Origin of the sequence: Curtobacterium pusillum, assembly GCF_007680845.1 — a bacterium.
Classification (GTDB): Bacteria; Actinomycetota; Actinomycetes; order Actinomycetales; family Microbacteriaceae; genus Curtobacterium; species Curtobacterium pusillum_B.
On sequence record NZ_VEIY01000001.1, the window covers coordinates 565,969 to 587,486 of the forward strand.

The window sequence follows — 21,518 nt, forward strand, 5'->3', positions numbered from 1 at the left end:
CTATGTTCGTCCCGTGACCGGCAGGGTGGGATGGGCAGGACGAGGGATCCTCTACCGCGCCTACCAGAGTCGTATCCGCCGGCAGATCGACGGTGCGGCCATGCCGAAGCACGTCGCCATGATCGTGGACGGCAACCGTCGCTGGGCGAAGCAGCTCGGCCTCGAGTCCGCCGCACACGGCCACCGCGCCGGCGCCGCCAAGATCCCGGAGTTCCTGACCTGGTGCGACGACCTCGGCATCGAGGTCGTGACGCTCTACCTGCTGTCCTCGGACAACCTGACGGGTCGGGGCGGCGACGAGCTCGAGCAGCTCGTCGGGATCATCGCCGACCTGGCCGGCACGCTCTCCGACCACCGCGACTGGCGCGTGCAGCACGTCGGGTCGAACGAGGGGCTCCCGGAGTCGCTGGTGTCCGCCCTCGAGCAGGCCGAGCGCCGGACCGCCGACCACACCGGCCTGCACATCAACCTCGCGGTCGGGTACGGCGGACGCCGCGAGATCGCCGACGCCATGCGGAGCATCGTGCAGGCCCACGGCGAGGGCGGCGGCACCCTCGACACCCTGGCCGAGGTCCTCACCCCCGAGCTCATCGGCGACCACCTCTACACGCAGGGCCAGCCCGACCCGGACCTGGTCATCCGGACCTCGGGTGAACAACGGCTGTCGGACTTCATGCTGTGGCAGAGCGCGCACAGCGAGTTCTACTTCGTGGAGGCGTTCTACCCGGACCTCCGCGAGGTCGACTTCCTCCGCGCAGTCCGTGACTTCGGGCTGCGCTCCCGGCGCTTCGGCGGATAGTCGGTTCGTCCCGCACGGGGCGTCCCAGTAGACTCACAGGGTTTTTCGTCCCACGGAAGGTTGCCCCTGTGAACATCCCCGAGTACGCCGCCGGGTTCGCCGAGGAGCCCGGCTACCTCGACCACGCCGCGTTCGGTCCGGTGCAGACCGCGGTCCTCGAGGAGCAGCGCGTGCTCGGGACGATCCAGGAACACCTGCGGTTCGGCGCGATGGAGACGCTCGACGAGCAGGACGCCCGGGTCCGCACCGTCGCCGCGCGCCTGGTCGGCCGGCGCGAGGACCAGGTCGTCTCGCAGACCGCGACCACGCCGGGCCTGCTGCACACCGCGTTCGGACTCACCGGCGGCGTGCTCGTGTCCGCCGACGAGTACCCGTCGCTGCCGCTCGCCCTCGCCAGTGCCGCGTCGGCCACCGGCGGCCGGGTCCAGCCGGTCGTGATCGAGTCGGGTGCCGGGTGGATGACCCCGTCGCTGATCGAGTCGCGCCTGACCGACGACGTCACCGCGGTCGCGTTGTCCCTCGTGGACTGGCAGACCGGCTACCTCGCCGACCTCGCCGCGATCCGGGAGGTCATCGGCGACCGCCTGCTCATCGTCGACGCCATCCAGGGCTTCGGCGTCGTGGACGCACCGTACGAGGTCGCCGACGTCGTCGCCACCGGCGGGCAGAAGTGGCTGCACGCCGGGTGGGGGACGGGCTTCGCAGCGTTCAGCGACCGGGCCCTGAACCGCCTGCGTCCGGCGCTCTCCGGTCCGCACGGTACGACCGGCTGGCCGACCGAGGTGCCCTCCGTCCGACCCGGGGCTGCCGGCTACCAGATGTCGCGCGTCGACCCGGTGTCGCAGGCCCGGATGGCGGTGTCGCTCGACCGGCTGACCGCGGTCGGTGTCGCGGCGGTCGAGGAGCGCGTCGCGGACCGGGTCGAGCGGGTGTTCGACATCGCCGACGAGTTCGGGCTCTCGGTGGAGTCCAGCCGCGACCCGCGGGAGCGCGCCGGGATCGTGGTGCTCCGGCCGCCGCAGGGGCGGCTCACGGCGTTGTCGGCCGCGCTGCACAACCACGGGGTCACCGTGACGACGCGGCTCGGGGTCGCTCGGGTGTCGGTGTTCGCGTCCACGACGGACGAGACGCTCGACATGTTCCGCGACGCCTGCTTGTCGTACGCCACGATGCAGTAGCGCGCGGCGCGCTGCGCGGTCTCTGTCGCGAGAGCGACAGATCCCCGCGGACAGTTCGCGGCAATCCGTCGCTTTCGCGAGGGGGCCGCCGGACCTCCCGTCAGCCGCGGTGCGCGTTCACGCGACCGTAACCTGCGGAACAGCGTGTCGCGTGTCGCCTGTCGGGGGTCGGACGTAGCTTGTCCCCATCGGGCACCGCGCCCGATCGAAGCGGCCACAGTCGGTGCTTCGGGACCCGCTCCACGGCCGCGTTCGAGGACATGGACCGGGCCGATCGCGGCCCGGGGATGGAGTGGTCGTGACCTCTCAGAACGTCTCTCGCGGCACCGCCCAGCAGCGCACCGCGGACTCGTCCACGTCGGTCGCCCAGCGCACGTACGTGCTCGACACCTCGGTGCTCCTCAGCGATCCGCGGGCACTGTTCCGCTTCGCGGAGCACGCGGTGGTCCTGCCGGTCGTGGTCGTCAGCGAACTCGAGTCGAAGCGGAACGACCCGGAGATCGGGTACTTCGCGCGGCAGGCCCTCCGACTCCTCGACGAACTGCGGATCGAACACGAACGGCTCGACTTCCCGATCGCGATCGGCGAGGGCGGCTCGTTCCGGGTCGAGCTCAACCACTCCAACCAGTCGGTCCTGCCCTCCGGGTTGCAGCTCGGCGACAACGACTCCCGGATCCTGGCGGTCGCGTCGAACCTCAAGAACGACGGACTCGACGTCGTCGTCGTGTCGAAGGACCTGCCGCTCCGCGTCAAGGCGTCCTCGATCGGCATGGCGGCCGAGGAGTACCGCGCCGAACTCGCCGTGGACAGCGGCTACACCGGAGTCACGGAGCTGCAGGTCTCCGGGGAGCAGATGTCCGACCTGTACGAGCAGGAGGAGATCCGCTCCGCATCGCTCGAGGGCATCCCGGTGAACACCGGCGTCGTGATCCACTCCGAGCGCGGCTCGGCGCTCGGACGTGTGATCCCCGGCGGGTCGGTGGCACTCGTCCGGGGCGACCGGGAGGTCTTCGGCCTCCGCGGCCGCTCGGCCGAACAGCGACTCGCGATCGACGCGCTGCTCGACCCGGAGATCGGCATCGTGTCGCTCGGCGGCAGCGCCGGGACGGGCAAGTCGGCGCTCGCGCTCTGCGCCGGGCTCGAGGCGGTGCTCGAACGACAGCAGCACAAGAAGATCATGGTGTTCCGCCCGCTGTACGCCGTGGGCGGGCAGGAGCTCGGGTACCTGCCCGGCGACGCGAACGAGAAGATGAACCCGTGGGCGCAGGCCGTCTACGACACCCTCGGCGCGCTGGTGTCCGACAACGTCCTCGACGAGGTCGTCGAGCGGGGCATGCTCGAGGTCCTGCCGCTCACGCACATCCGCGGGCGTTCCCTGCACGACGCGTTCGTGATCGTCGACGAGGCGCAGTCCCTCGAGCGCAACGTCCTGCTCACGATGCTGTCCCGGATCGGGCAGAACTCGCGGGTGGTGCTCACGCACGACGTCGCGCAGCGGGACAACCTGCGCGTCGGTCGGCACGACGGGGTCGCCTCGGTGATCGAGCGGCTCAAGGGGCACCCGCTGTTCGCGCACGTGACGCTGACGCGGTCGGAGCGGTCGGCGATCGCGGCGCTCGTGACGGAGATGCTCGACTCGCCCGACCTGCCGTAGCGCGGCGCGCGCGTCGCGTCGCGTCGCCACGCGTCGGAACCAGGTTCCGGACACAGCACCGCGGGATTCCGCGGTGCTGTGTCCGTTCCGCGGTGTCGGACGGGAGGCGCGGTGCCAGCTGGCACCGCGCCTCCCGTCCGCCGTGTGGGTGCGTCAGTTCGGGTGCGTCATGCTGAGGACGTCGAGGGCGCTGTCGAGCTGCTCCTCGGTGACCTCGCCCCGCTCGACGTGCCCGAGGGCGATCACGGCCTCGCGCACGGTGACCCCTTCGGCGACGGCGAACTTCGCGACCTTCGCCGCGGCCTCGTAGCCGATGACCCGGTTGAGCGGGGTCACGATCGACGGCGACGACTCCGCGAAGGCGCGTGCACGGTCGACGTTCGCCTCGAGCCCGTCGATGGTCTTGTCGGCGAGGACCCGCGAGCTGTTCGCCAGCAGACGGATCGACTCGAGGAGCGCGGTGCCCATCACCGGGATCGCGACGTTCAGCTCGAACGCTCCGGAGGCGCCGGCCCACGCGATCGTGGCGTCGTTGCCGATGACCCGGGCGGCGACCATGAGGGTTGCTTCGGGGATGACCGGGTTGACCTTGCCCGGCATGATCGACGAGCCCGGCTGGAGGTCCGGGATGTGGAGTTCGCCGAGGCCGGTGTTCGGGCCGGAGCCCATCCAGCGGAGGTCGTTGTTGATCTTCGTCAGGCTGACCGCGATGACCTTGAGCGCGCCCGACGCCTCGACGAGGGCGTCGCGGGCGCCCTGCGCCTCGAAGTGGTCGAGCGCCTCGGTGATCGGGAGGCCGGTGTCGGTCGCGAGCTGGGCGATGACGCGCTGCGGGAACCCCGTGGGCGTGTTGATGCCGGTGCCGACCGCCGTGCCGCCGAGCGGGACCTCGGCCACGCGGGGGAGCGTCGCGTTCACGCGCTCGATGCCGAGGCGGACCTGGCGTGCGTAGCCGCCGAACTCCTGGCCGAGGGTGACCGGGGTGGCGTCCATCAGGTGCGTGCGGCCGGACTTCACGGCGTCGGCCCAGAGCGACGCCTTGGCCTCGAGCGACTCCGCGAGGTGCTCGAGCGCCGGCACGAGGGAACGGAGCAGGGCTTCGGTCACGGCGACGTGCACCGAGGTCGGGAAGACGTCGTTCGACGACTGCGAGGCGTTCACGTGGTCGTTCGGGTGCACCGGGGTGCCGGCGATCTCGGACGCCAGGGTCGCGAGGACCTCGTTCATGTTCATGTTCGACGAGGTGCCGCTGCCCGTCTGGTACACGTCGACGGGGAACTGGTCGTGGTGCTCGCCGGCGATGATCGTGTCCGCCGCCTTCGCCACGGCGTCCGCCAGCGCCGGGTCGACGATGCCGAGCTCGCCGTTGACGATCGCCGCGGCGCGCTTGATCCGGGCGAGGGCGACGATCTGGGCGGACTCGAGCCCGCTGCCCGAGATCGGGAAGTTCTCCACCGCGCGCTGCGTCTGCGCCCGGTAGAGCGCGGACACCGGCACCCGGACCTCGCCCATGGTGTCGTGCTCGATCCGGTACTCGCCGGAGCTGTCGGTCACGGTGGTCGGGGTGGTGGTGTCGGTCACGTCGTCGTGGTCCTTCCTGGGGTGGTCACCGGCCGCGGTCGCGCCGGCTCGTGGGGTGTCCGGACGGCGGGGTCTCCGCCGGCGCCCGGGACTGCTCGTCGTGCCGGCCGGTCAGGCCTGGCCGACGACGATGTCGATCGTGACCTCGCCCGTGGTGAGGTCGTAGGTCGCGCCGACGACGGCCAATCTACCCTCGGCGACGGCGTCGGAGACGGCACCGGAGCGCTCGATCACCTGACGGAGCGTCGCTTCGAGGTGCGCGGCGCCGACCGATTCCTGGGGGACGTCCGGGTCGCTCGTGCGGACGCGCTCGACGCTCGGGGCGATCGCGTCGACGAGGGCCTGGAGGTGCGGCGCGGGGACGGGCTCACCGGAGCGGGCGGCCGCGACGGCGCCGCACTTGGTGTGGCGCAGGACGACCACGAGCGGAGTGCCCAGCGCGACGACCGCGAACTCGATCGACCCGAGCACGACGTCGTCGACGATCTGCCCGGCGTTGCGGATGGCGAAGAGGTCCCCGATGCCGGCGTCGAACACGTGCTCGAAGGGCACGCGGGAGTCGGAGCAGCCGAGGACGGTCGCGAACGGTGCCTGCGACCCGGCCAGCTCGGACCGGCGGTCGGGGTCGATCCGGCCCGTGCGGCGCTTGTCCGCGGCGAAGCGGGCGTTGCCGTCGACGAGGAGCCGGAGGGCCTCGGACGGGGTGGAAGCGGCGCGGTCGGGCATGGGGCTCCTCGGGTGCTGGTCTTCTGGTGCTGGTGCGGGTGCGGGTGCGGGTGCGGGTTCGGGTGGTGTGCGGTCAGCCCGCGAGTTGCTTCGCGACGGCGGTGGCCACGGTCCGGAAGGACGAGTCGTTCGCGGTGCCGGCCAGGACGACGGTGTTCTTGCCGAACGTCGACACGAGCGAGTACGCCTGGTTGCCGGCGTCGTCGCCTTCGGCACGGCGGTCGTACACGGTCCACTTCGTGCCGGCGATCGTGCGGGACCCGGTGGCCGCGTGCTGCTCGAGTTCGTTCGACACCCAGGTCGCGTTCGCGTCGATGCCCTGCTGCAGGCTGATGAACTGCTTGTCCGGGGTGATCAGCCCGACGGTCCACACGCTGACGCCGTCGGAGGTCTTGTCCTTGTAGTCGGCTCGGTTGGACGTGAAGTCCTTCGGGAGCGCCGGAGCGGCGAGCGTCACGCCGGGCACCTTCGCCTGTGAGGCGACCTGCTGGTAGTCCACCGTGCGGTCACCCACCGAGGTGTCCGGGCGGACGACGACGGCGACGAGGAACAGCACGATGCCGAGTGACGCGATGAGGGCGAGGACGAGGTTGAACGCCGTCTGGTGCTGCCGGCGAGCGGTGCGCGCGGCGTCCTTCCGTGCCCAGGTCTCCTCCGGCGTCTCGGGGCGGCCGAGCTCGGCGACGATCGGGCGGCCGTCGGCGTCGGTCATCGGGCTGCGCCGTCCTCGGTCGCGGAGGCGGCACGAGCGGCGTCGAGGCGCGCACGGGCGCCGACGAGCCACTCTTCGCACCGTGCGGCCAGTGACTCACCGCGTTCCCAGAGCGACAGGGACCGTTCGAGCGTCGCCGACCCCTGCTCGAGCTCGGCGACGACGCGGACGAGTTCGTCGCGCGCGGCTTCGTAGCTCAGCGACTGGACGTCGGGCTGCTCGGGTTCCTGCTGGGATGGCACCCCTCGATCCTACCGAGCGCCCACCGACCCGCGGGCCGCTCCGAGCATCTGTGGAGAACGCGCACGGTCGGACCCCGTCCGCTCAGTCCCGCCCGGTCAGACCCCGTCCGGCCCCGGGCCGTCCGGCTCGAGCGTGCCCGTCGCGGTCCCGGCGCCGAGCGTCACGTGCACCGGGGTCGCCCCGGCCAGGTCGTCCGCGCTCCGCACGACCCCGCCGTCCGTCGTCTGCACGATGGCGTACCCCCGCCGCAGGGTGTCCCGCGGCGACAGTGCGCGCAGCCGGGCGGTCAGGTGCCCGACGTCCGCATGCGACCGTTCGAGCCGCCGGTCGAGGAGCTCCCGGGCGCGGGACAGGTCACGCGCGATCTCCTCGGCCCGGGTGTCGACGAGCCACCCCGTGGACGCGAGGGCCGGCCGCGACCGGAGCGCCGCGATCCGGTCCGCTTCGACCGACAGGGTGTGCGAGAGCCGGAGCCCGATCCGGGCCCGGGCCTGCCGGACGTTGGCGAGTTCCTCGGCGACGTCCGGCACCACGCGCTTCGCGGCGTCGGTCGGGGTGGAGGCGCGGAGGTCGGCGACCTCGTCGAGGATGGGCCGGTCGGCCTCGTGCCCGATGGCCGAGACGATCGGTGTGTCCGCGGCGGCCGCGGTCCGGACGAGTCCTTCGTCGCTGAAGCCGAGCAGGTTCTGGAAGTCGCCGCCGCCACGGGCGATGATGATCACGTCGACGGTGGGGTCGGCGTCGAGCTCGAGGATCGCGGCGGTGACCTCGCTCACGGCGCGCTCGCCCTGCACCGCCGTGTGGACCGTCCGGAACTCGACCTGCGGCCACCGGAGCTGCGCGTTCCGCTTGACGTCCTTCTCGGCGTCGGAGTCCTTGCCGGTGACGAGCCCGATCCGGTGCGGCAGGAACGGCAGGCGCTTCTTCCGCGACGGGTCGAACAGCCCTTCCGCGGCGAGGGTGCGCCGGAGCCGCTCGAGCCGCTCGAGCAGGTCCCCGAGGCCGACGTGCTTCATCTCGACGACCTGCATCGTCAACGAGCCGCCCTTGACCCAGTAGTTCGGCTTGACGGCAGCGACGACCCGGTCGCCCTGCTTGAGGTCGGCGGGGACCCGGGCGCGCACGCTCGACCAGATCGAGAACGACACCGTGGCGTCGACCTCGACGTCCTTGAGCTTGCCGTAGACGTTGCCGCCGGCGACGTTCCACTGGGTGATCTCGCCTTCGACCCAGGCGGTGCCGAGCCGGTCGATCCAGTCCCGGATCTTGGAGCCGAGCAGCGCGACGGGCCACGGGTTGTCGGCCGTGGGCGGGCCCTGTTCGATCGCCATGCAAGCTCCTCGTCGTCGGACGCCCATCGTGCCCGGTACCGGTGACAGCGGGGCGGTCGGCGTGTTCTCCACAGGCGTGTCCCGTCCCCAGGTCGCGCGCGTGGTGCTCACCTATCATCGGGGACGTGACGATCACCAACGGCCACACGGTCCCGCTCGCAGCGCCGCGGGTCCTCGCGCCGCGCGGCCGGCTGCGGGACGAACCGGTCGCCGGCACGAAGAAGGTCCTGCTCGCAGCGCCCCGCGGGTACTGCGCGGGCGTCGACCGCGCCGTGGTCGCCGTCGAGAAGGCGCTCGAGCAGTACGGCGAGCCCGTCTACGTCCGGAAGCAGATCGTCCACAACGTCCACGTCGTGTCGACGCTCGAGCAGCGTGGCGCGGTGTTCGTCGACGACGTCGCCGAGGTCCCGCGCGGCTCGCACGTCGTCTTCAGCGCGCACGGGGTCTCGCCCGCGGTCGTCGCCGGCGCCGCCGACCGCGACCTGCACGCCATCGACGCGACCTGCCCCCTCGTCACGAAGGTGCACCGGGAAGCAACGCGCTTCGCGAAGGCCGAGCGCACCATCATCCTCATCGGTCACGCCGGCCACGAAGAGGTCGAAGGCACGATGGGGCACGCGCCCGAGCGCACGATCCTGGTCAACGGCCCCGACGACGTGGCCGCGCTCGAGGTCCCGGACCCGGACAACCTCGTCTGGCTGTCGCAGACCACGCTGAGCGTCGACGAGACCATGGAGACCGTCCGCCTCCTGCGCGAGAAGTTCCCCACGATCGAGAACCCGCCGTCGGACGACATCTGCTACGCCACCCAGAACCGGCAGGTCGCCGTGAAGAAGGTCGCGCCCGCGGCTGACCTCGTCATCGTCGTCGGATCGGCGAACTCGTCGAACAGCGTCCGCCTGGTCGAGGTCGCGCTCGAGCACGGTGCGAAGGCGGCGCACCGGGTCGACTACGCGTCCGAGATCCAGCAGGACTGGCTCGCGGGCGTCAGCACGGTCGGCGTCACGAGCGGCGCCTCCGTCCCCGAGGAACTCGTCACCGAGGTGCTCGACCAGCTCGCCGACGCCGGCTACGGCACGGTCGAAGAAGTCGTGACCGCCCACGAAGACCTCATGTTCTCGCTCCCGAAGGAGCTCCGCACCGATGCCTCGGGTGCTCCGACGCGTGCGCTCGGCGGGCGACGCCGATGAGCGGCACGGGCGACTGGTCGTCGGTCCCGTCGCGCTCGTCGGGTCACGTCGACGACGCGACGGACGGCCTGGAGGCGCGGCGCACCCCCGCCACGTCGGCGAGCAGTGGACCGGATGGTCGCGTCCACGGCCGCCCCGCACCGCAGTACGGCGAGTACGCCCCGGACGGCTGGGTGAACCCGGTGCTCGTCGAGCAGGAACGCCGCGAGCAGGACGACCGTTCGCGAGCACTGCGGGAACAGGCAGCCGCAGCCGCGGTCCGCGATCGCCGTGGTGGCCCGGCCGCACCGCCGACCCGTGGGGGCGCTCCGGCCGACCCGTCGGCACGCACGGCCCCGCTGGCCAGCCGGTTCGGCGCGTCGCCGCTCGACCTCGTCCTGACCGTCGGCCTGCTCGTCATCGGGCTGTGGTCCGTGTTCGAGTCCTTCGCCGTCGGCACGGTGGCCTCGACGGTGCGGTCCGTCGTCGAGCAGCAGTACACCGACCTCGCCGATCCGGCTGCCCTGTCGTCCGCCGCCGTCGTGCGCGCAGTCGTGCTCGTCGTCGCGTTCGTGCTCGTCGCCTGGTGGTCGCTCCGGCGGCTGCGGTCCCGACGCTGGACGTTCTGGGTCCCGCTCGTCGGCGGTGTCGTCGGGTCGTTCCTCGGGATGGTCCCGGTGCTGGTCGTCGTCTTCCAGGACCCGCAGGTGCAGGCGTACCTGCAGCGGATGGCGTCCGGCGGCTGATCCCGCGGCGGGCGTATCCCTCCCGCTCGTCGACTACCCGGCGAGGAACGCAGCGACCGCGCCGTGCAGCGCGGCGAGGTCGTCGACGTGCACGAGCTCCCGGATCGAGTGCATCGACAGGAGCCCGACGCCGATGTCGATCGTCGGGATGCCGAGCCGGGTCGCCGCGATCGGGCCGATCGTCGAGCCGCCGGGGATCGTGTTCACGTTGACGAACGGCTGCCACGGCACACCGGCGGTCGTGCAGGCCGCCGCCCAGACCGCCTCACCCTTCGCCTCGGTCATGTAGCGCTGGTTCGCGCTGATCTTCAGCAGCGGACCGGCTCCCGGACGCGGGCGGTTGGTCGGGTCGTGCTTCTCGGGCTGGTTCGGGTGCACTAGGTGCCCGGCGTCGCTCGACAGCAGCCACGAGGCCCGGAACGCCCGCGCGGCGTCGGACCGGCTCGCACCGAGGCCCTCCTGCACGCGGCCGAGGACGTCCTCGAGGAACGGGCCGCCCGCGCCGGACGGCGTCGACGAGCCGATCTCCTCGTGGTCGAACGCCGCGAACACGGGGATGTGGTCGCCGTCGGCCGGAGCGTCGACGATGCCGCGGAGTCCGGCGTGCACGCTCGTGAGGTTGTCCATCCGACCCGAGGCGAGGAACTCCCGGTCGATGCCGATCCGCGTCGGCAGCTGGGTGTCGGCGAGGAACAGGTCCCACGAGACCGCGCCCTCACCGAGTCGTCCACGCAACCAGGCCACCACGTCGGTGCCGCCCGCGTCCCCGTCGACCCCGACGATCGGCAGGGTGTGCCGCTGCCGGTCGATCTCCTTGCCGTCGTTCACGCCGCGGTCGAGGTGGATCGCGAGGTTCGGGATCCGGGCGACGGCGTCGGTCGACACCAGGAGGACCGAGCCGTCGGCGTCGACGACCCGGCCGGCGATCCGGAGGTCCCGGTCGAACCACGTGGACAGGAGCGCGCCGCCGTAGACCTCGACGTTCAGCTGCTCCCACCCGCCGGTCCGGACGCCGGGGTTCGGCTTGATCCGGAACCCGGGGGAGTCGGTGTGCGCGCCGAGGATCCGGAACGGGATCGTGCCCGTCGCGCCGGACGGCAGGCGCCAGGCGATGACCGCGCCGTCGCGGACCACCACGTAGGCGCCGGGCTCCGTCGGCCAGGCGTCGAGCTCCGACAGCTCGGTGAACCCTGCTCCGACGAGCCGGTCCCGAGCGGCCGCGGCGGCGTGGAACGCCGTCGGGGAGTCGGTGACGTACTGGGCGAACTCGGTGGCGATGGCGTCGGCGGTCACCCGTCCATCGTGGCACGCGGTGGCGGCGCCCAGACGCAGGACGGGGCGCGCCCGTCGGACGCGCCCCGTTCCTCCCGTCCGGACGAACCGGACGCGACCTGCTGATCAGCCCTTGGTGTGACCGGCCGACCCGAGGACCTTCGCGGCCTCGCCCACGCGGGCCGCCATGGCGGTCTCGGCGACCTTGCCCCAGGCGCGCGGGTCGTACTGCTTCTTGTTGCCGACCTCGCCGTCGATCTTGAGGACGCCCTCGTAGTTCGTGAACATCGAACCGGCGATCGAGCGCGTGAACGCGTACTGCGTGTCCGTGTCGATGTTCATCTTGATGACGCCGTTGCGGACGGCCTCGTGGATCTCGTCGTCCGTCGAGCCGGAGCCGCCGTGGAAGACGAGGTCGAGGGGGTTCTCGCCGGTGCCGTGCTTCGCGGCGACCGAGGCCTGGATCTCGCCGAGGAGCTCCGGGCGCAGCTTCACGTTGCCGGGCTTGTAGACGCCGTGCACGTTGCCGAACGTCAGGGCGGCGATCCAGCGGCCCTGGTCGCCGAGGCCGAGCGCGTCGACGACTTTCTCGACGTCGCCGGGGGTCGTGTACAGCGCGTCGTTGGTGCCCTCGTGCTCGACACCGTCCTCCTCGCCGCCGACGACGCCGATCTCGACCTCGAGGATGGCGTTGATGTTCCGCGTCTTCTCGAGCATCGTCTTCGCGATCTCGATGTTCTCGTCGAGGGGGACCGCCGAGCCGTCCCACATGTGCGACTGGAAGATCGGGTTGCGTCCCTGCCGGACCTCTTCCTCGCTCGCGGCGATGAGCGGGAGGACGAAGCCGTCGAGGGCGTCCTTCGGGCAGTGGTCGGTGTGCAGTGCGACCGTGATGTCGTAGTTCTTCGCGACCTCGTGGGCGAACTTCGCCATCGCGAGGGCACCGGCGGCACGGTTCTTCACGGTGTGGCCGGCGAAGTAGTCGGCGCCGCCGGTGGTGACCTGGAGGATCCCGTCCGAGCCGGCCTCCGCGAGTCCCTGGAGGACCGCGTTGATCGTCTGCGACGAGGACACGTTCACGGCCGGGTACGCGAACTTGCCGGCCTTCGCTCGTTCGATCATCTCGGCGTACTGTTCCGGCGTTGCGATGGGCACGTGGATCTCCTTCAACTTCGGTGGTGTCCCGGCCGAGCCTAGTCAGGCGGACTGGAGTGTGACTCGACGCCGGTCGGTAGTCTTGGGGCCGTGACTCCCACCACTGAGACCGGCTCCCTGTTCCTCCAGCCTGACCGCAACCTGGCGCTCGAGCTCGTGCGTGCGACGGAGGCTGCCGCGATCCGTGCGCAGCCGTGGGTGGGTCGTGGTGAGAAGAACCTCGCGGACGGTGCCGCTGTGGACGCGATGCGGAAGTTCCTCGGGACGGTGAACTTCGACGGTGTCGTGGTGATCGGAGAGGGCGAGAAGGACAACGCCCCGATGCTCTACAACGGTGAGCACGTCGGCAACGGCCACGGTCCCGCGTGTGACATCGCCGTGGACCCGATCGACGGCACCTCGCTGACCGCTGCCGGCCGGCAGAACGCCATCTCGGTGATGGCGGTGTCGGATCGTGGGTCGATGTACGACCCGTCGGCGGTGTTCTACATGGACAAGATCGCCGCCGGGCCCGAGGGCCGCGGCGTCCTGGACCTGGAGAAGCCGATCGGGGAGAACATCCGCGCGCTCGCGAAGGCGAAGGGCAAGGACCTCGAGGACATGGTCGTCGCCGTCCTCGACCGTCCCCGCCACGACGAGCTCATCCGTGCGATCCGTGCCACCGGTGCCGGGACGCGGCTGCTGCTCGACGGGGACGTCGCGGGTGGGATCGCGGCGGCGCTGCCGGGGTCGACGATCGACATGTGCGTCGGGGTGGGTGGGACGCCGGAGGGCATCATCACGGCGTGTGCGATCAAGGCGCTCGGTGGGGTGATCCTCGGCAAGCTGCAGCCCAAGGACGACGAGGAGCGGGAGAAGGCGATCGCTGCCGGGCACGACCTGGACAAGGTCCTCGACCAGGATGACCTCGTCACGGGTGACAACACGTTCTTCGTCGCGACCGGGGTCACGGACGGTGTCCTGGTCGACGGGGTGCGTCGGTCGCGTGGTGTGATCCACACCGACTCCCTCGTGCTCCGGTCCCGGTCGAACACGATCCGCCGCATCCAGGCCGACCACCGCGCCGAGAAGTGGTTCTGACCCGCCGCTGAGCCGGACGCCGACGCCGACGCCGGCGCCGAGGTCGACGCCGGCGCCGGCGCCGAGGTCGAACCACGCGAACGACATCGAACCAGGCGACGGGGCCGGTTCGACGTCGGTTTCGTGGTTCGACGCCGCGACGCCGCGACGCCCGACGCCCGGCGCGACCGGCGCGAGCGGGTCAGTCGTCGTCGACGGCGCCGACGAGCTCCGGCGCGGTGAGCAGGCGTGGCTCGTCCTCGATCGTGGACGGGTCCGCGATCACCTTCGACTCGTCGAGCAACGACAACCGACGAGCACTGGGCAGCACCTGCCGTTCCAGTGACCCCACGAACCGGTTGTAGTCGACGACCGAGCCGCGGATCGAGCGCCCGAGCTTGTCGACGTGCCCGGCCATCGTCGACAGCCGGCCGTGGAGTTCCCGCGAGATGGTGAACAGCTCCCTGGCTTCCTGTGTGACGACGTCCTGCTGCCACGAGAACGCGACGGTCTTCAACACCGACCAGAGCGTCACGGGCGAAGCCAGTGCCACCCGCTTGCGGAACGCGTGGTCGAGCAGCCCCGGGTCGGCGGCGAGGGCACTGGCGATGAGGGACTCCGACGGGATGAACGCCACCGTCAGCTCGGGGGAGGCGTCGTACCCGGACCAGTACTCCCGCGCGGCCAGGGCGTCGACGTGCGCCCGGAGCGCCTTGACGTGCTGGCCGATGAGGTGGTCCCGGCGAGCCCCCTCGGCCCCGGTCGCGCTCGCCGGGATCTCCGCCGCCTGCAGGTAGGCGCTGAACGGCACCTTCGCGTCGACGGCGATGCTCTTCCCACCGGGCAGGTGGACGATCATGTCCGGGCGTGCGGCACCGGCGGAGGTCGTGACGGAGGACTGCACGTCGAAGTCGACTCGTTCGAGCAGACCGGCGGCCTCGACCACGTTCCGGAGCTGCGTCTCGCCCCAGACGCCCCGGGTGCTGTTGGCGGACAGTGCGCTCGCGAGGGTCTCGGCGGTGGCGCGCAGGCGTTCCTCGGACTCGGCGGCGGAGCGCAGCTGGGAGGACAGTGCTCCGTACTGCTCACTGCGGGCCTGCTCGAGTTCGGCGATCTTGGCGCGCATGACGTCGAGCGTCTGGGCGACCGGGCTCAGCGCGGAGAGCACCTTCGACTCGTTCTGGTTGCGGGCGGCGTCGGCGCCGTGCATCCGTTCGACGAGGTGCTCGAGCTCGGCGGACCGACGTTCGAGCGAGTCGACCTGCCGGCGGTACTGGGTGTCCTGGGCGTCGAGCCGTTCCTCGGCGTCCTGCCGCACGGACGCGAGCTGGCCGCGCAGCGCCTCGGCGGTCGCGCGGGCCGCGGCGGCGTCCACGCCGGCGCGCGAGCGCGCGAGCGACCAGGCGACGACGGCACCGACGGCGGTGCCGATGACGAGACCGATGACCAGCGCGAGGATCTGCATGACGTGACCTTGGCAGGACCCACCGACACCGCGCCTCCTGGCCGCGATCCATGTAATGACATTCTGGCAAACGCGGTGTACAGTCGTGATCGTCCGCCGATGAAGCCGCACGGAAGGTCCACCACGTCGCATGACGAACCCAGCTCCCCACGCGTACGACGTGATCACGATGGGACGTGTCAGCGTCGACATCTACCCCCAGCAGACGGGCCCGCTCGAAGACGTCTCGACGTTCTCGAAGTCCGTCGGCGGCAGCGCCACCAACGTCGCGATCGCGGCGGCCCGCCACGGTACGGACGCCGCCGTCATCACCCGCACGGGGAACGACCCCTTCGGCCGCTACATCGCCAGGACGCTGCCGGAGTTCGGCGTCGCGAACGAGTTCGTCGAGACGGTCGAGGGACTGAACACCCCGGTCGCGTTCTGCGAGATCTTCCCGCCGGACGACTTCCCGCTGTACTTCTACCGGGCGCCGAAGGCCCCGGACCTCATGATCACCGCGAAGTCGCTGCCGCTCCACGAGATCGAGCGGGCGGGGATCTTCTGGACGACGGTGACCGGGCTCAGCGAGGAACCGAGCCGCCAAGCCCACCACGTCGCCTACGAAGCGCGGAGCGCATCCACGAGCAGCACCAAGCTCCACACGGTGCTCGACCTCGACTACCGGTCGATGTTCTGGTCGAGCGCCGAGGCCGCCACCCGTGAGGTCGCCGTCGCCCTCGAGCACGCCACCGTCGCCGTCGGCAACCGCGAGGAGTGCGAGGTCGCGGTCGGCGAGACCGATCCGGTCCGCGCCGCCGACGCCCTCCTCGAGCGCGGGGTCGAGCTGGCCATCGTCAAGCAGGGGCCGAAGGGCGTGCTGGCGAAGACCCGCGACGAGTTCGTCGAGTTCCGCCCGCACCACATCGACGTCGTGAACGGCCTCGGGTCGGGTGACGGCTTCGGCGGTGCACTCACCCACGGGCTCCTCGAGGGCTGGGGTCTCGAGCGCATCCTCGCCTTCTGCAACGCCGCCGGCGCGATCGTCGCCACGCGCTTCGAGTGCTCCACCGCGATGCCGACGAGCGACGAGATCGAGCAGTTCATCCAGTCGAACCCCGCCGAGGGGACGAACCACGAGGAGTCCGTCCATGCCTGAGATCAGCGCCGCCGACTTCCAGCGCCTCCGGGACGTCCGCGCCTCGCAGCCCGAGCAGATCCAGACCGCGCTTGCGGCCCGCACCAAGCGAAGCCTCCTGGCCGACGACGGCAAGCTCTTCATCGTCGCCGCCGACCACCCCGCACGCGGCGCCCTGGGCGTGCGCGACGACGAGTCCGCGATGGCCGACCGCTACGACCTGCTCGAGCGCCTCGTGACCGCCCTCGGCCGACCCGGTGTCGACGGGGTCCTCGGCACCCCGGACATCCTCGAGGACCTCGCGCTCCTCGGCGTCCTCGACGGCAAGGTCGTCGTCGGCTCGATGAACCGCGGCGGGTTGCGCGGAGCGACCTTCGAGATGGACGACCGGTACACGGCGTACTCGGCCGCGTCGATCAAGGACGCCGGCCTCGACTTCGCGAAGCTCCTCGTCCGCATCAACCTCGCCGACGGCGGCACCGCCCCGACCCTCGAGGCGACCGCGCGCGCCGTGTCCGAGGCCGCGGCCCAGCAGCTGCCCATCATGCTCGAGCCGTTCATGTCCGAGTGGAAGGACGACCGGATCGTGAACGACCTCTCCACGGACGCCGTCATCACCTCGATGGCGATCGCCGCCGGTCTCGGCGAGTCGAGCGCCTACAGCTGGCTGAAGATCCCGGTCGTCGACGACATGGAGCGGGTGATGGCGGCGACGACACTGCCGACGCTCCTGCTCGGTGGCGACCCGTCGACCAAGCCGCTCGAGACCTACGCCAAGTGGGCTGACGCGCTCGCCCTGCCGGGCGTGCGCGGTCTCGTCGTCGGCCGCACCCTGCTCTACCCCGGGGACGGCGACGTCGCCGCCGCCGTGGACGTCGCCGCGGGTCTCGTCCACAGGAACGTGCACACCACCACACTCGAAGGAAGCAACGCATGACGATCACCGACACGACCACCACCACGGTCGGCCACTGGATCGACGGGGCACGTGTGGCCTCGCAGTCCGGCAACACGGCTCCGGTCTACGACCCGGCGCTCGGTGTCGCGACGAAGCAGGTCGCGCTGGCGAACGAGGACGAGATCCAGGCCGCCATCGCGAGCGCCAAGGCCGCGTTCCCGGCGTGGAGCAACCTCTCGCTGTCGAAGCGTCAGCAGATCCTGTTCTCCTTCCGCGAGATCCTCAACCGGGACAAGGGCGAGCTCGCCGAGATCATCACGAGCGAGCACGGCAAGGTCATCGACGACGCCCTGGGCGAGATCGCCCGCGGGCAGGAGGTCGTCGAGCTCGCGACGAACATCCCGAGCCTCCTGAAGGGTGAGTTCAGCGACCAGGTGTCGACCGGCATCGACGTGTACTCGATCCGGCAGCCGCTCGGTGTCGTCGGCATCATCAGCCCGTTCAACTTCCCGGCGATGGTCCCGCTGTGGTTCCTGCCGATCGCGATCGCGGCCGGCAACACCGTCGTGCTCAAGCCGAGCGAGAAGGACCCGAGTGCGGCCATCTGGTTGGCGGAGAAGTTCCAGGAGGCCGGCCTCCCGGACGGCGTCTTCAACGTCCTCAACGGCGACAAGCTGAGCGTCGACGGGCTCCTCACCAGCCCCGACGTCGAGTCGATCTCGTTCGTCGGGTCGACCCCGATCGCGCAGTACGTCTACGAGACCGGCACGAAGCACGGCAAGCGCGTGCAGGCCCTCGGCGGCGCGAAGAACCACATGCTCGTGCTGCCGGACGCCGACCTCGACCTCGTCGCGGACAACGCCATCAACGCGGGCTTCGGCTCGGCGGGGGAGCGCTGCATGGCGATCTCGGTCGTCGTCGCCGTCGAGCCCGTCGCGGACGAGCTCATCGAGAAGATCACGGCCCGCGCGGCCACCCTGCGCATCGGTGACGGGCGTCGCGGGTGCGACATGGGCCCGCTCGTCACGAAGCAGCACCGTGACAAGGTCGCCTCGTACATCGAGGTCGCCGAGCAGGACGGTGCGGTGGTCGTGGTGGACGGCCGCACCGTCCGACCCGACGGCGACGAGAACGGCTTCTGGCTGGGCCCGACCCTCATCGACAAGGTGCCCACGACGAGCCGCGTGTACACGGAGGAGATCTTCGGCCCGGTGCTGTCGGTCGTCCGGGTCGCGTCCTACGAAGAGGGCCTCGAGCTCATCAACTCGGGCGCCTACGGCAACGGCACCGCCATCTTCACCAACGACGGCGGCGCCGCCCGCCGGTTCCAGCGCGACGTGCAGGTCGGCATGATCGGCATCAACGTGCCGATCCCCGTCCCGGTCGCGTACTACTCGTTCGGCGGGTGGAAGAACTCGCTGTTCGGCGACCACAAGGCGTACGGCGCCGACGGCGTGAGCTTCTTCACCCGCCAGAAGGCGATCACGTCGCGGTGGCTCGACCCCTCGCACGGCGGCATCAACCTCGGCTTCCCCTCGAACAACTGACCCCGCGCATGACGAACGAACAGCACCAGCACGACAGCTGGTTCGTCCCGGCTGGCTCCCGCCCCGAGGCGGGCTGGACCGACGTGGTCGACGGACGCATCGAGGGGTGGGCGCACACCGGTCTCCGGACCGGCAGCCTGTCCGACGGAGGCGAGCTGCGCCTCCAGGCCGACGCCGTGGAGCGCATCGTCGTCCCCCTGTCGGGGAACTTCACCGTCGTGTACGACGGCACGGAGCAGGTCCTGGAGGGACGTGCGAGCGTCTTCGACGGACCCACCGACGTCCTGTACCTCGGTTCGGGAACGGAGGCGCGGATCACCGGGGCTGGTCGCCTCGCGGTCGCCGAGGCGCCCACCGACGTCGTCAAGCCGAGCACGTACGTGGCGCGGCAGGACGTCCCGGTGGAGCTGCGCGGCGCCGGGCAGTCGAGCCGGCAGGTGCACAACTTCGGTACTCCGGCGGCGCTCGACGCGGTGAAGTTCATCGTGTGCGAGGTGATCACGCCGGCCGGCAACTGGTCGTCGTACCCGCCGCACAAGCACGACACGAACGTGCCGGGCGAGGAGTCGAACCTCGAGGAGATCTACTACTACGAGTCCGCCGTCGCCCGCGGCGTCTCCGCCCCGGCGAGTGCCGATCCGTTCGCGCTGCACCGGACCTACGCGTCGGACGACCGTGCGATCGACGAGTTCCGCGAGGTCCGCACCGGCGACATCGCCTTGGTGCCGTACGGCTGGCACGGTCCCGCCGTCGCGGCGCCCGGCTACGACATGTACTACCTCAACGTGATGGCCGGACCCGACCCGGAGCGCGTGTGGAACATCACCGACGACCCTGCCCACGGCTGGGTCCGCCAGGTCTGGGATTCGCAGGAAGTGGACCCCCGACTGCCGTACGAAAGGAAGCACGCGTGACCACCACCACGCGACGTCTCGGCGGGACCCGCCGCATGACCGTCGGCCAGGCGCTCGTCGAGTTCCTGGCCAACCAGTGGACCGTCGACGGCGACCACCGTGAGCGGACGATCCCGGGGATCTTCGGCATCTTCGGTCACGGCAACGTCGCCGGCCTCGGCCAGGCGATCAAGCAGCTCCACGTCGAGCAGCCTGGTCTCCTGCCGTACCACCAGGCGCGCAACGAGCAGGCGATGGTGCACCAGGCGGTCGGCTTCGCGCGGATGCACCGCCGTCGCGCCACGTACGCGTCGACCGCGTCCGTCGGCCCCGGCGCGGCCAACATGCTCACCGGCGCCGCCCTCGCGACGACCAACCGTCTGCCCGCGCTGCTGCTGCCGTCCGACACCTTCGCGACGCGGACCACCGACCCGGTGCTGCAGCAGATCGAGATGCCGCACGACACCTCGGTCCAGGTGACCGACGCGTTCCGGCCGCTGTCCCGGTACTTCGACCGGGTCGAGCGTCCCGAGCAGCTGTTCTCGATCGCGCTCGCGGCGATGCGCGTCCTCACCGACCCCGCCGAGACCGGCGCGGTCACGATCGCCCTCCCCGAGGACGTGCAGGCGGAGGCGCTCGACGTGCCGCTCGCGTTCCTCGAGCCGCGGGAGTGGCACGTCCGGCGACCGCTGCCCGAGCACGGTCCGCTCGCCCGCGCCGTCGCGGCGATCCGAGCGGGGAAGCGCCCCGTCGTCGTCGCCGGCGGCGGGGTGCTGTACTCCGACGCCTCCGACCAGCTCGCCGCCTTCGTCGAGGCCACCGGCATCCCCGTCGGCACCTCGCAGGCCGGCGGCGGTGCCCTCGCCTGGGACCACCCGCAGTACCTCGGTGGGATCGGCGCGACCGGCACGGCAGCGGCGAACGCGATCGCCGCGCAGGCCGACGTCGTGATCGGGATCGGCACCCGCTACAGCGACTTCACGACGGCGTCGCGCACCGCGTTCCAGAACCCGGACGTCACGTTCGTCAACGTGAACATCGCCGCGTTCGACGCCTACAAGCACGGTTCGCAGCTGCCGCTCATCGCCGACGCTCGGGAGGCGCTGGTCGCCCTGACCACGTCGCTCACGACGGACTCGTCGTACGCGGTCGACGCGGGGTACGCCGCCGAGATCGCCTCGCGCAAGCGGGAGTGGGACCAGACGGTCGACGCCGCGTTCGCGCCGTCGGGCCTGGCCCTGCCGGGCCAGTCCGAGATCATCGGCGCGGTGCAGTCCGCGACCGATCCCCGCGACGTCGTCATCCAGGCCGCCGGTTCGCTGCCCGGTGACCTGCACAAGCTCTGGCGCGTTCGGGACGAACTCGGCTACCACGTCGAGTACGCCTTCTCGTGCATGGGGTACGAGATCGCCGGTGGCATCGGCGTCCGCCGCGGTGCCCCGGACCGCGACGCGATCGTCATGGTCGGCGACGGCTCGTACCTCATGCTCCACACCGAGCTCGTCACGGCCGTGGCCGAGGGCATCAAGATCGTGGTCGTCCTCATCCAGAACAACGGGTACGCGTCGATCGGGCACCTGTCCGAGACGGTCGGGTCCGAGCGGTACGGCACGAAGTACCGCTACCTCGACGACACCGGCTCGTTCGAGGGCGACGACGTGCTGCCCGTCGACCTCGCGGCGAACGCCCGTTCCTACGGCGTCGACGTCATCGAGGTCCGGCCCGGGCCGGACAGCATCGAGGACCTCAAGGCCGCGGTGCGCCAGGCGAAGGCGAACGACCACGCCACGCTCGTGCACGTCCACTCCGACCCGCTGGTCTACGCGCCCGAGGGCGACGGCTGGTGGGACGTCCCGGTCGCGCAGACCTCCACCCTGCCGAGCACGCAGGCCGCCCGCGCCGCGTACGAGGAGCGGGTCGCGGTGCAGCGACCCCTGCTCGGCTGAACACCCCCACCACCACTGCAGAAGGAC

Annotated in this window: 19 protein-coding genes; 11 read left to right on the forward strand and 8 right to left on the reverse strand. The window is 71.2% G+C overall.

What is annotated here, in order from left to right; all coding sequences use genetic code 11:
• Window positions 1-13 precede the first annotated feature (13 nt).
• From FS825_RS02685 to FS825_RS02695, 3 genes are all read left to right on the forward strand, one after another.
• Entirely contained in the window at window positions 14-799 is a 786-nt protein-coding gene (locus tag FS825_RS02685) for an isoprenyl transferase (protein WP_186377040.1), read from the forward strand.
• A 68-nt stretch (window positions 800-867) separates the two neighbouring features.
• Window positions 868-1,977 (forward strand): aminotransferase class V-fold PLP-dependent enzyme, encoded by a 1,110-nt coding sequence (locus tag FS825_RS02690; RefSeq protein ID WP_144710603.1) that lies wholly within the window; start codon window positions 868-870, stop codon window positions 1,975-1,977.
• 292 nt (window positions 1,978-2,269) lie between these two features.
• Complete coding sequence (locus FS825_RS02695; RefSeq protein ID WP_186377041.1) at window positions 2,270-3,631, forward strand: PhoH family protein; 1,362 nt, start codon at window positions 2,270-2,272, stop codon at window positions 3,629-3,631.
• Between the two features lie 153 nt (window positions 3,632-3,784).
• On the opposite strand, the gene FS825_RS02700 is transcribed toward FS825_RS02695, so the two are convergent.
• From FS825_RS02700 to xseA, 5 genes are all read right to left on the reverse strand, one after another.
• On the reverse strand, window positions 3,785-5,185 hold the full coding sequence (locus FS825_RS02700; protein ID WP_144711246.1) for a class II fumarate hydratase: 1,401 nt from the start codon (window positions 5,183-5,185) through the stop codon (window positions 3,785-3,787).
• Window positions 5,186-5,323: 138 nt separating this feature from the next.
• Window positions 5,324-5,938, reverse strand: a complete 615-nt coding sequence (locus FS825_RS02705; protein WP_144710605.1) for a carbonic anhydrase — start codon at window positions 5,936-5,938, stop codon at window positions 5,324-5,326.
• Between the two features lie 73 nt (window positions 5,939-6,011).
• Window positions 6,012-6,650 (reverse strand): DUF4245 domain-containing protein, encoded by a 639-nt coding sequence (locus FS825_RS02710; RefSeq protein WP_144710607.1) that lies wholly within the window; start codon window positions 6,648-6,650, stop codon window positions 6,012-6,014.
• The gene (locus FS825_RS02715) at window positions 6,647-6,892 is read right to left on the reverse strand and encodes an exodeoxyribonuclease VII small subunit (protein WP_144710608.1); all 246 of its coding nucleotides are present in this window, start codon (window positions 6,890-6,892) and stop codon (window positions 6,647-6,649) included. The genes FS825_RS02710 and FS825_RS02715 overlap by 4 nt, the downstream gene beginning before the upstream one ends.
• A gap of 96 nt (window positions 6,893-6,988) precedes the next feature.
• A complete protein-coding gene (gene xseA, locus FS825_RS02720; protein WP_144710610.1) occupies window positions 6,989-8,224 on the reverse strand; it encodes an exodeoxyribonuclease VII large subunit in 1,236 nt (411 codons plus the stop codon).
• A 125-nt stretch (window positions 8,225-8,349) separates the two neighbouring features.
• On the opposite strand from xseA, the gene FS825_RS02725 reads away from it, so the two are divergent.
• Together FS825_RS02725 and FS825_RS02730 are read left to right on the forward strand one after the other, a co-directional pair.
• Window positions 8,350-9,414, forward strand: coding sequence for a 4-hydroxy-3-methylbut-2-enyl diphosphate reductase (locus FS825_RS02725; protein WP_395885384.1), 1,065 nt, complete (start codon window positions 8,350-8,352; stop codon window positions 9,412-9,414).
• Entirely contained in the window at window positions 9,411-10,139 is a 729-nt protein-coding gene (locus tag FS825_RS02730) for a DUF6264 family protein (RefSeq protein WP_144710612.1), read from the forward strand. Before FS825_RS02725 ends, FS825_RS02730 begins: the two co-directional genes overlap by 4 nt.
• 33 nt (window positions 10,140-10,172) lie before the next feature.
• Here the strand turns inward: FS825_RS02730 and FS825_RS02735 are convergent, their stop codons facing one another.
• Both FS825_RS02735 and fbaA read right to left on the reverse strand, forming a co-directional pair.
• Window positions 10,173-11,432 (reverse strand): M18 family aminopeptidase, encoded by a 1,260-nt coding sequence (locus FS825_RS02735; RefSeq protein WP_144710614.1) that lies wholly within the window; start codon window positions 11,430-11,432, stop codon window positions 10,173-10,175.
• Window positions 11,433-11,537: 105 nt separating this feature from the next.
• Window positions 11,538-12,566 carry a class II fructose-bisphosphate aldolase gene (gene fbaA, locus FS825_RS02740; RefSeq protein WP_144710616.1) on the reverse strand — a complete coding sequence of 343 codons (1,029 nt, stop codon included), beginning with the start codon at window positions 12,564-12,566 and terminating at the stop codon, window positions 11,538-11,540.
• Between the two features lie 90 nt (window positions 12,567-12,656).
• On the opposite strand from fbaA, the gene glpX reads away from it, so the two are divergent.
• A complete protein-coding gene (gene glpX / locus FS825_RS02745; RefSeq protein ID WP_144710618.1) occupies window positions 12,657-13,646 on the forward strand; it encodes a class II fructose-bisphosphatase in 990 nt (329 codons plus the stop codon).
• A gap of 181 nt (window positions 13,647-13,827) precedes the next feature.
• On the opposite strand, the gene FS825_RS02750 is transcribed toward glpX, so the two are convergent.
• Window positions 13,828-15,090 (reverse strand): DNA recombination protein RmuC, encoded by a 1,263-nt coding sequence (locus tag FS825_RS02750; protein WP_144710620.1) that lies wholly within the window; start codon window positions 15,088-15,090, stop codon window positions 13,828-13,830.
• Between the two features lie 130 nt (window positions 15,091-15,220).
• Here FS825_RS02750 and iolC point away from each other — a divergent pair, with 130 nt between their 5' ends.
• The 5 genes from iolC to iolD are packed head-to-tail and all read left to right on the forward strand — an operon-like array spanning window position 15,221 to window position 21,491.
• The gene (gene iolC, locus FS825_RS02755; RefSeq protein ID WP_144710622.1) at window positions 15,221-16,228 is read left to right on the forward strand and encodes a 5-dehydro-2-deoxygluconokinase; all 1,008 of its coding nucleotides are present in this window, start codon (window positions 15,221-15,223) and stop codon (window positions 16,226-16,228) included.
• Window positions 16,221-17,144, forward strand: coding sequence for a class I fructose-bisphosphate aldolase (locus FS825_RS02760; protein WP_144710624.1), 924 nt, complete (start codon window positions 16,221-16,223; stop codon window positions 17,142-17,144). The genes iolC and FS825_RS02760 overlap by 8 nt, the downstream gene beginning before the upstream one ends.
• Window positions 17,141-18,652 (forward strand): CoA-acylating methylmalonate-semialdehyde dehydrogenase, encoded by a 1,512-nt coding sequence (locus FS825_RS02765; protein ID WP_144710626.1) that lies wholly within the window; start codon window positions 17,141-17,143, stop codon window positions 18,650-18,652. Before FS825_RS02760 ends, FS825_RS02765 begins: the two co-directional genes overlap by 4 nt.
• A gap of 8 nt (window positions 18,653-18,660) precedes the next feature.
• Window positions 18,661-19,566 (forward strand): 5-deoxy-glucuronate isomerase, encoded by a 906-nt coding sequence (gene iolB / locus FS825_RS02770; RefSeq protein WP_144710628.1) that lies wholly within the window; start codon window positions 18,661-18,663, stop codon window positions 19,564-19,566.
• A gap of 35 nt (window positions 19,567-19,601) precedes the next feature.
• Window positions 19,602-21,491 carry a 3D-(3,5/4)-trihydroxycyclohexane-1,2-dione acylhydrolase (decyclizing) gene (iolD, locus tag FS825_RS02775; RefSeq protein WP_144711248.1) on the forward strand — a complete coding sequence of 630 codons (1,890 nt, stop codon included), beginning with the start codon at window positions 19,602-19,604 and terminating at the stop codon, window positions 21,489-21,491.
• Window positions 21,492-21,518: the final 27 nt, after the last annotated feature.

Coding starts and splice junctions, on each gene's coding strand:
- FS825_RS02705 (WP_144710605.1), bottom strand. CDS start 5,938: ATGCCCGACCGCGCCGCTTCCACCCCGTCCGAGGCCCTCCGGCTCCTC.
- FS825_RS02710 (WP_144710607.1), bottom strand. CDS start 6,650: ATGACCGACGCCGACGGCCGCCCGATCGTCGCCGAGCTCGGCCGCCCC.
- xseA (WP_144710610.1), bottom strand. CDS start 8,224: ATGGCGATCGAACAGGGCCCGCCCACGGCCGACAACCCGTGGCCCGTC.
- FS825_RS02730 (WP_144710612.1), top strand. CDS start 9,411: ATGAGCGGCACGGGCGACTGGTCGTCGGTCCCGTCGCGCTCGTCGGGT.
- FS825_RS02750 (WP_144710620.1), bottom strand. CDS start 15,090: ATGCAGATCCTCGCGCTGGTCATCGGTCTCGTCATCGGCACCGCCGTC.
- iolC (WP_144710622.1), top strand. CDS start 15,221: ATGACGAACCCAGCTCCCCACGCGTACGACGTGATCACGATGGGACGT.
- FS825_RS02760 (WP_144710624.1), top strand. CDS start 16,221: ATGCCTGAGATCAGCGCCGCCGACTTCCAGCGCCTCCGGGACGTCCGC.
- FS825_RS02765 (WP_144710626.1), top strand. CDS start 17,141: ATGACGATCACCGACACGACCACCACCACGGTCGGCCACTGGATCGAC.
- iolB (WP_144710628.1), top strand. CDS start 18,661: ATGACGAACGAACAGCACCAGCACGACAGCTGGTTCGTCCCGGCTGGC.
- iolD (WP_144711248.1), top strand. CDS start 19,602: ATGACCGTCGGCCAGGCGCTCGTCGAGTTCCTGGCCAACCAGTGGACC.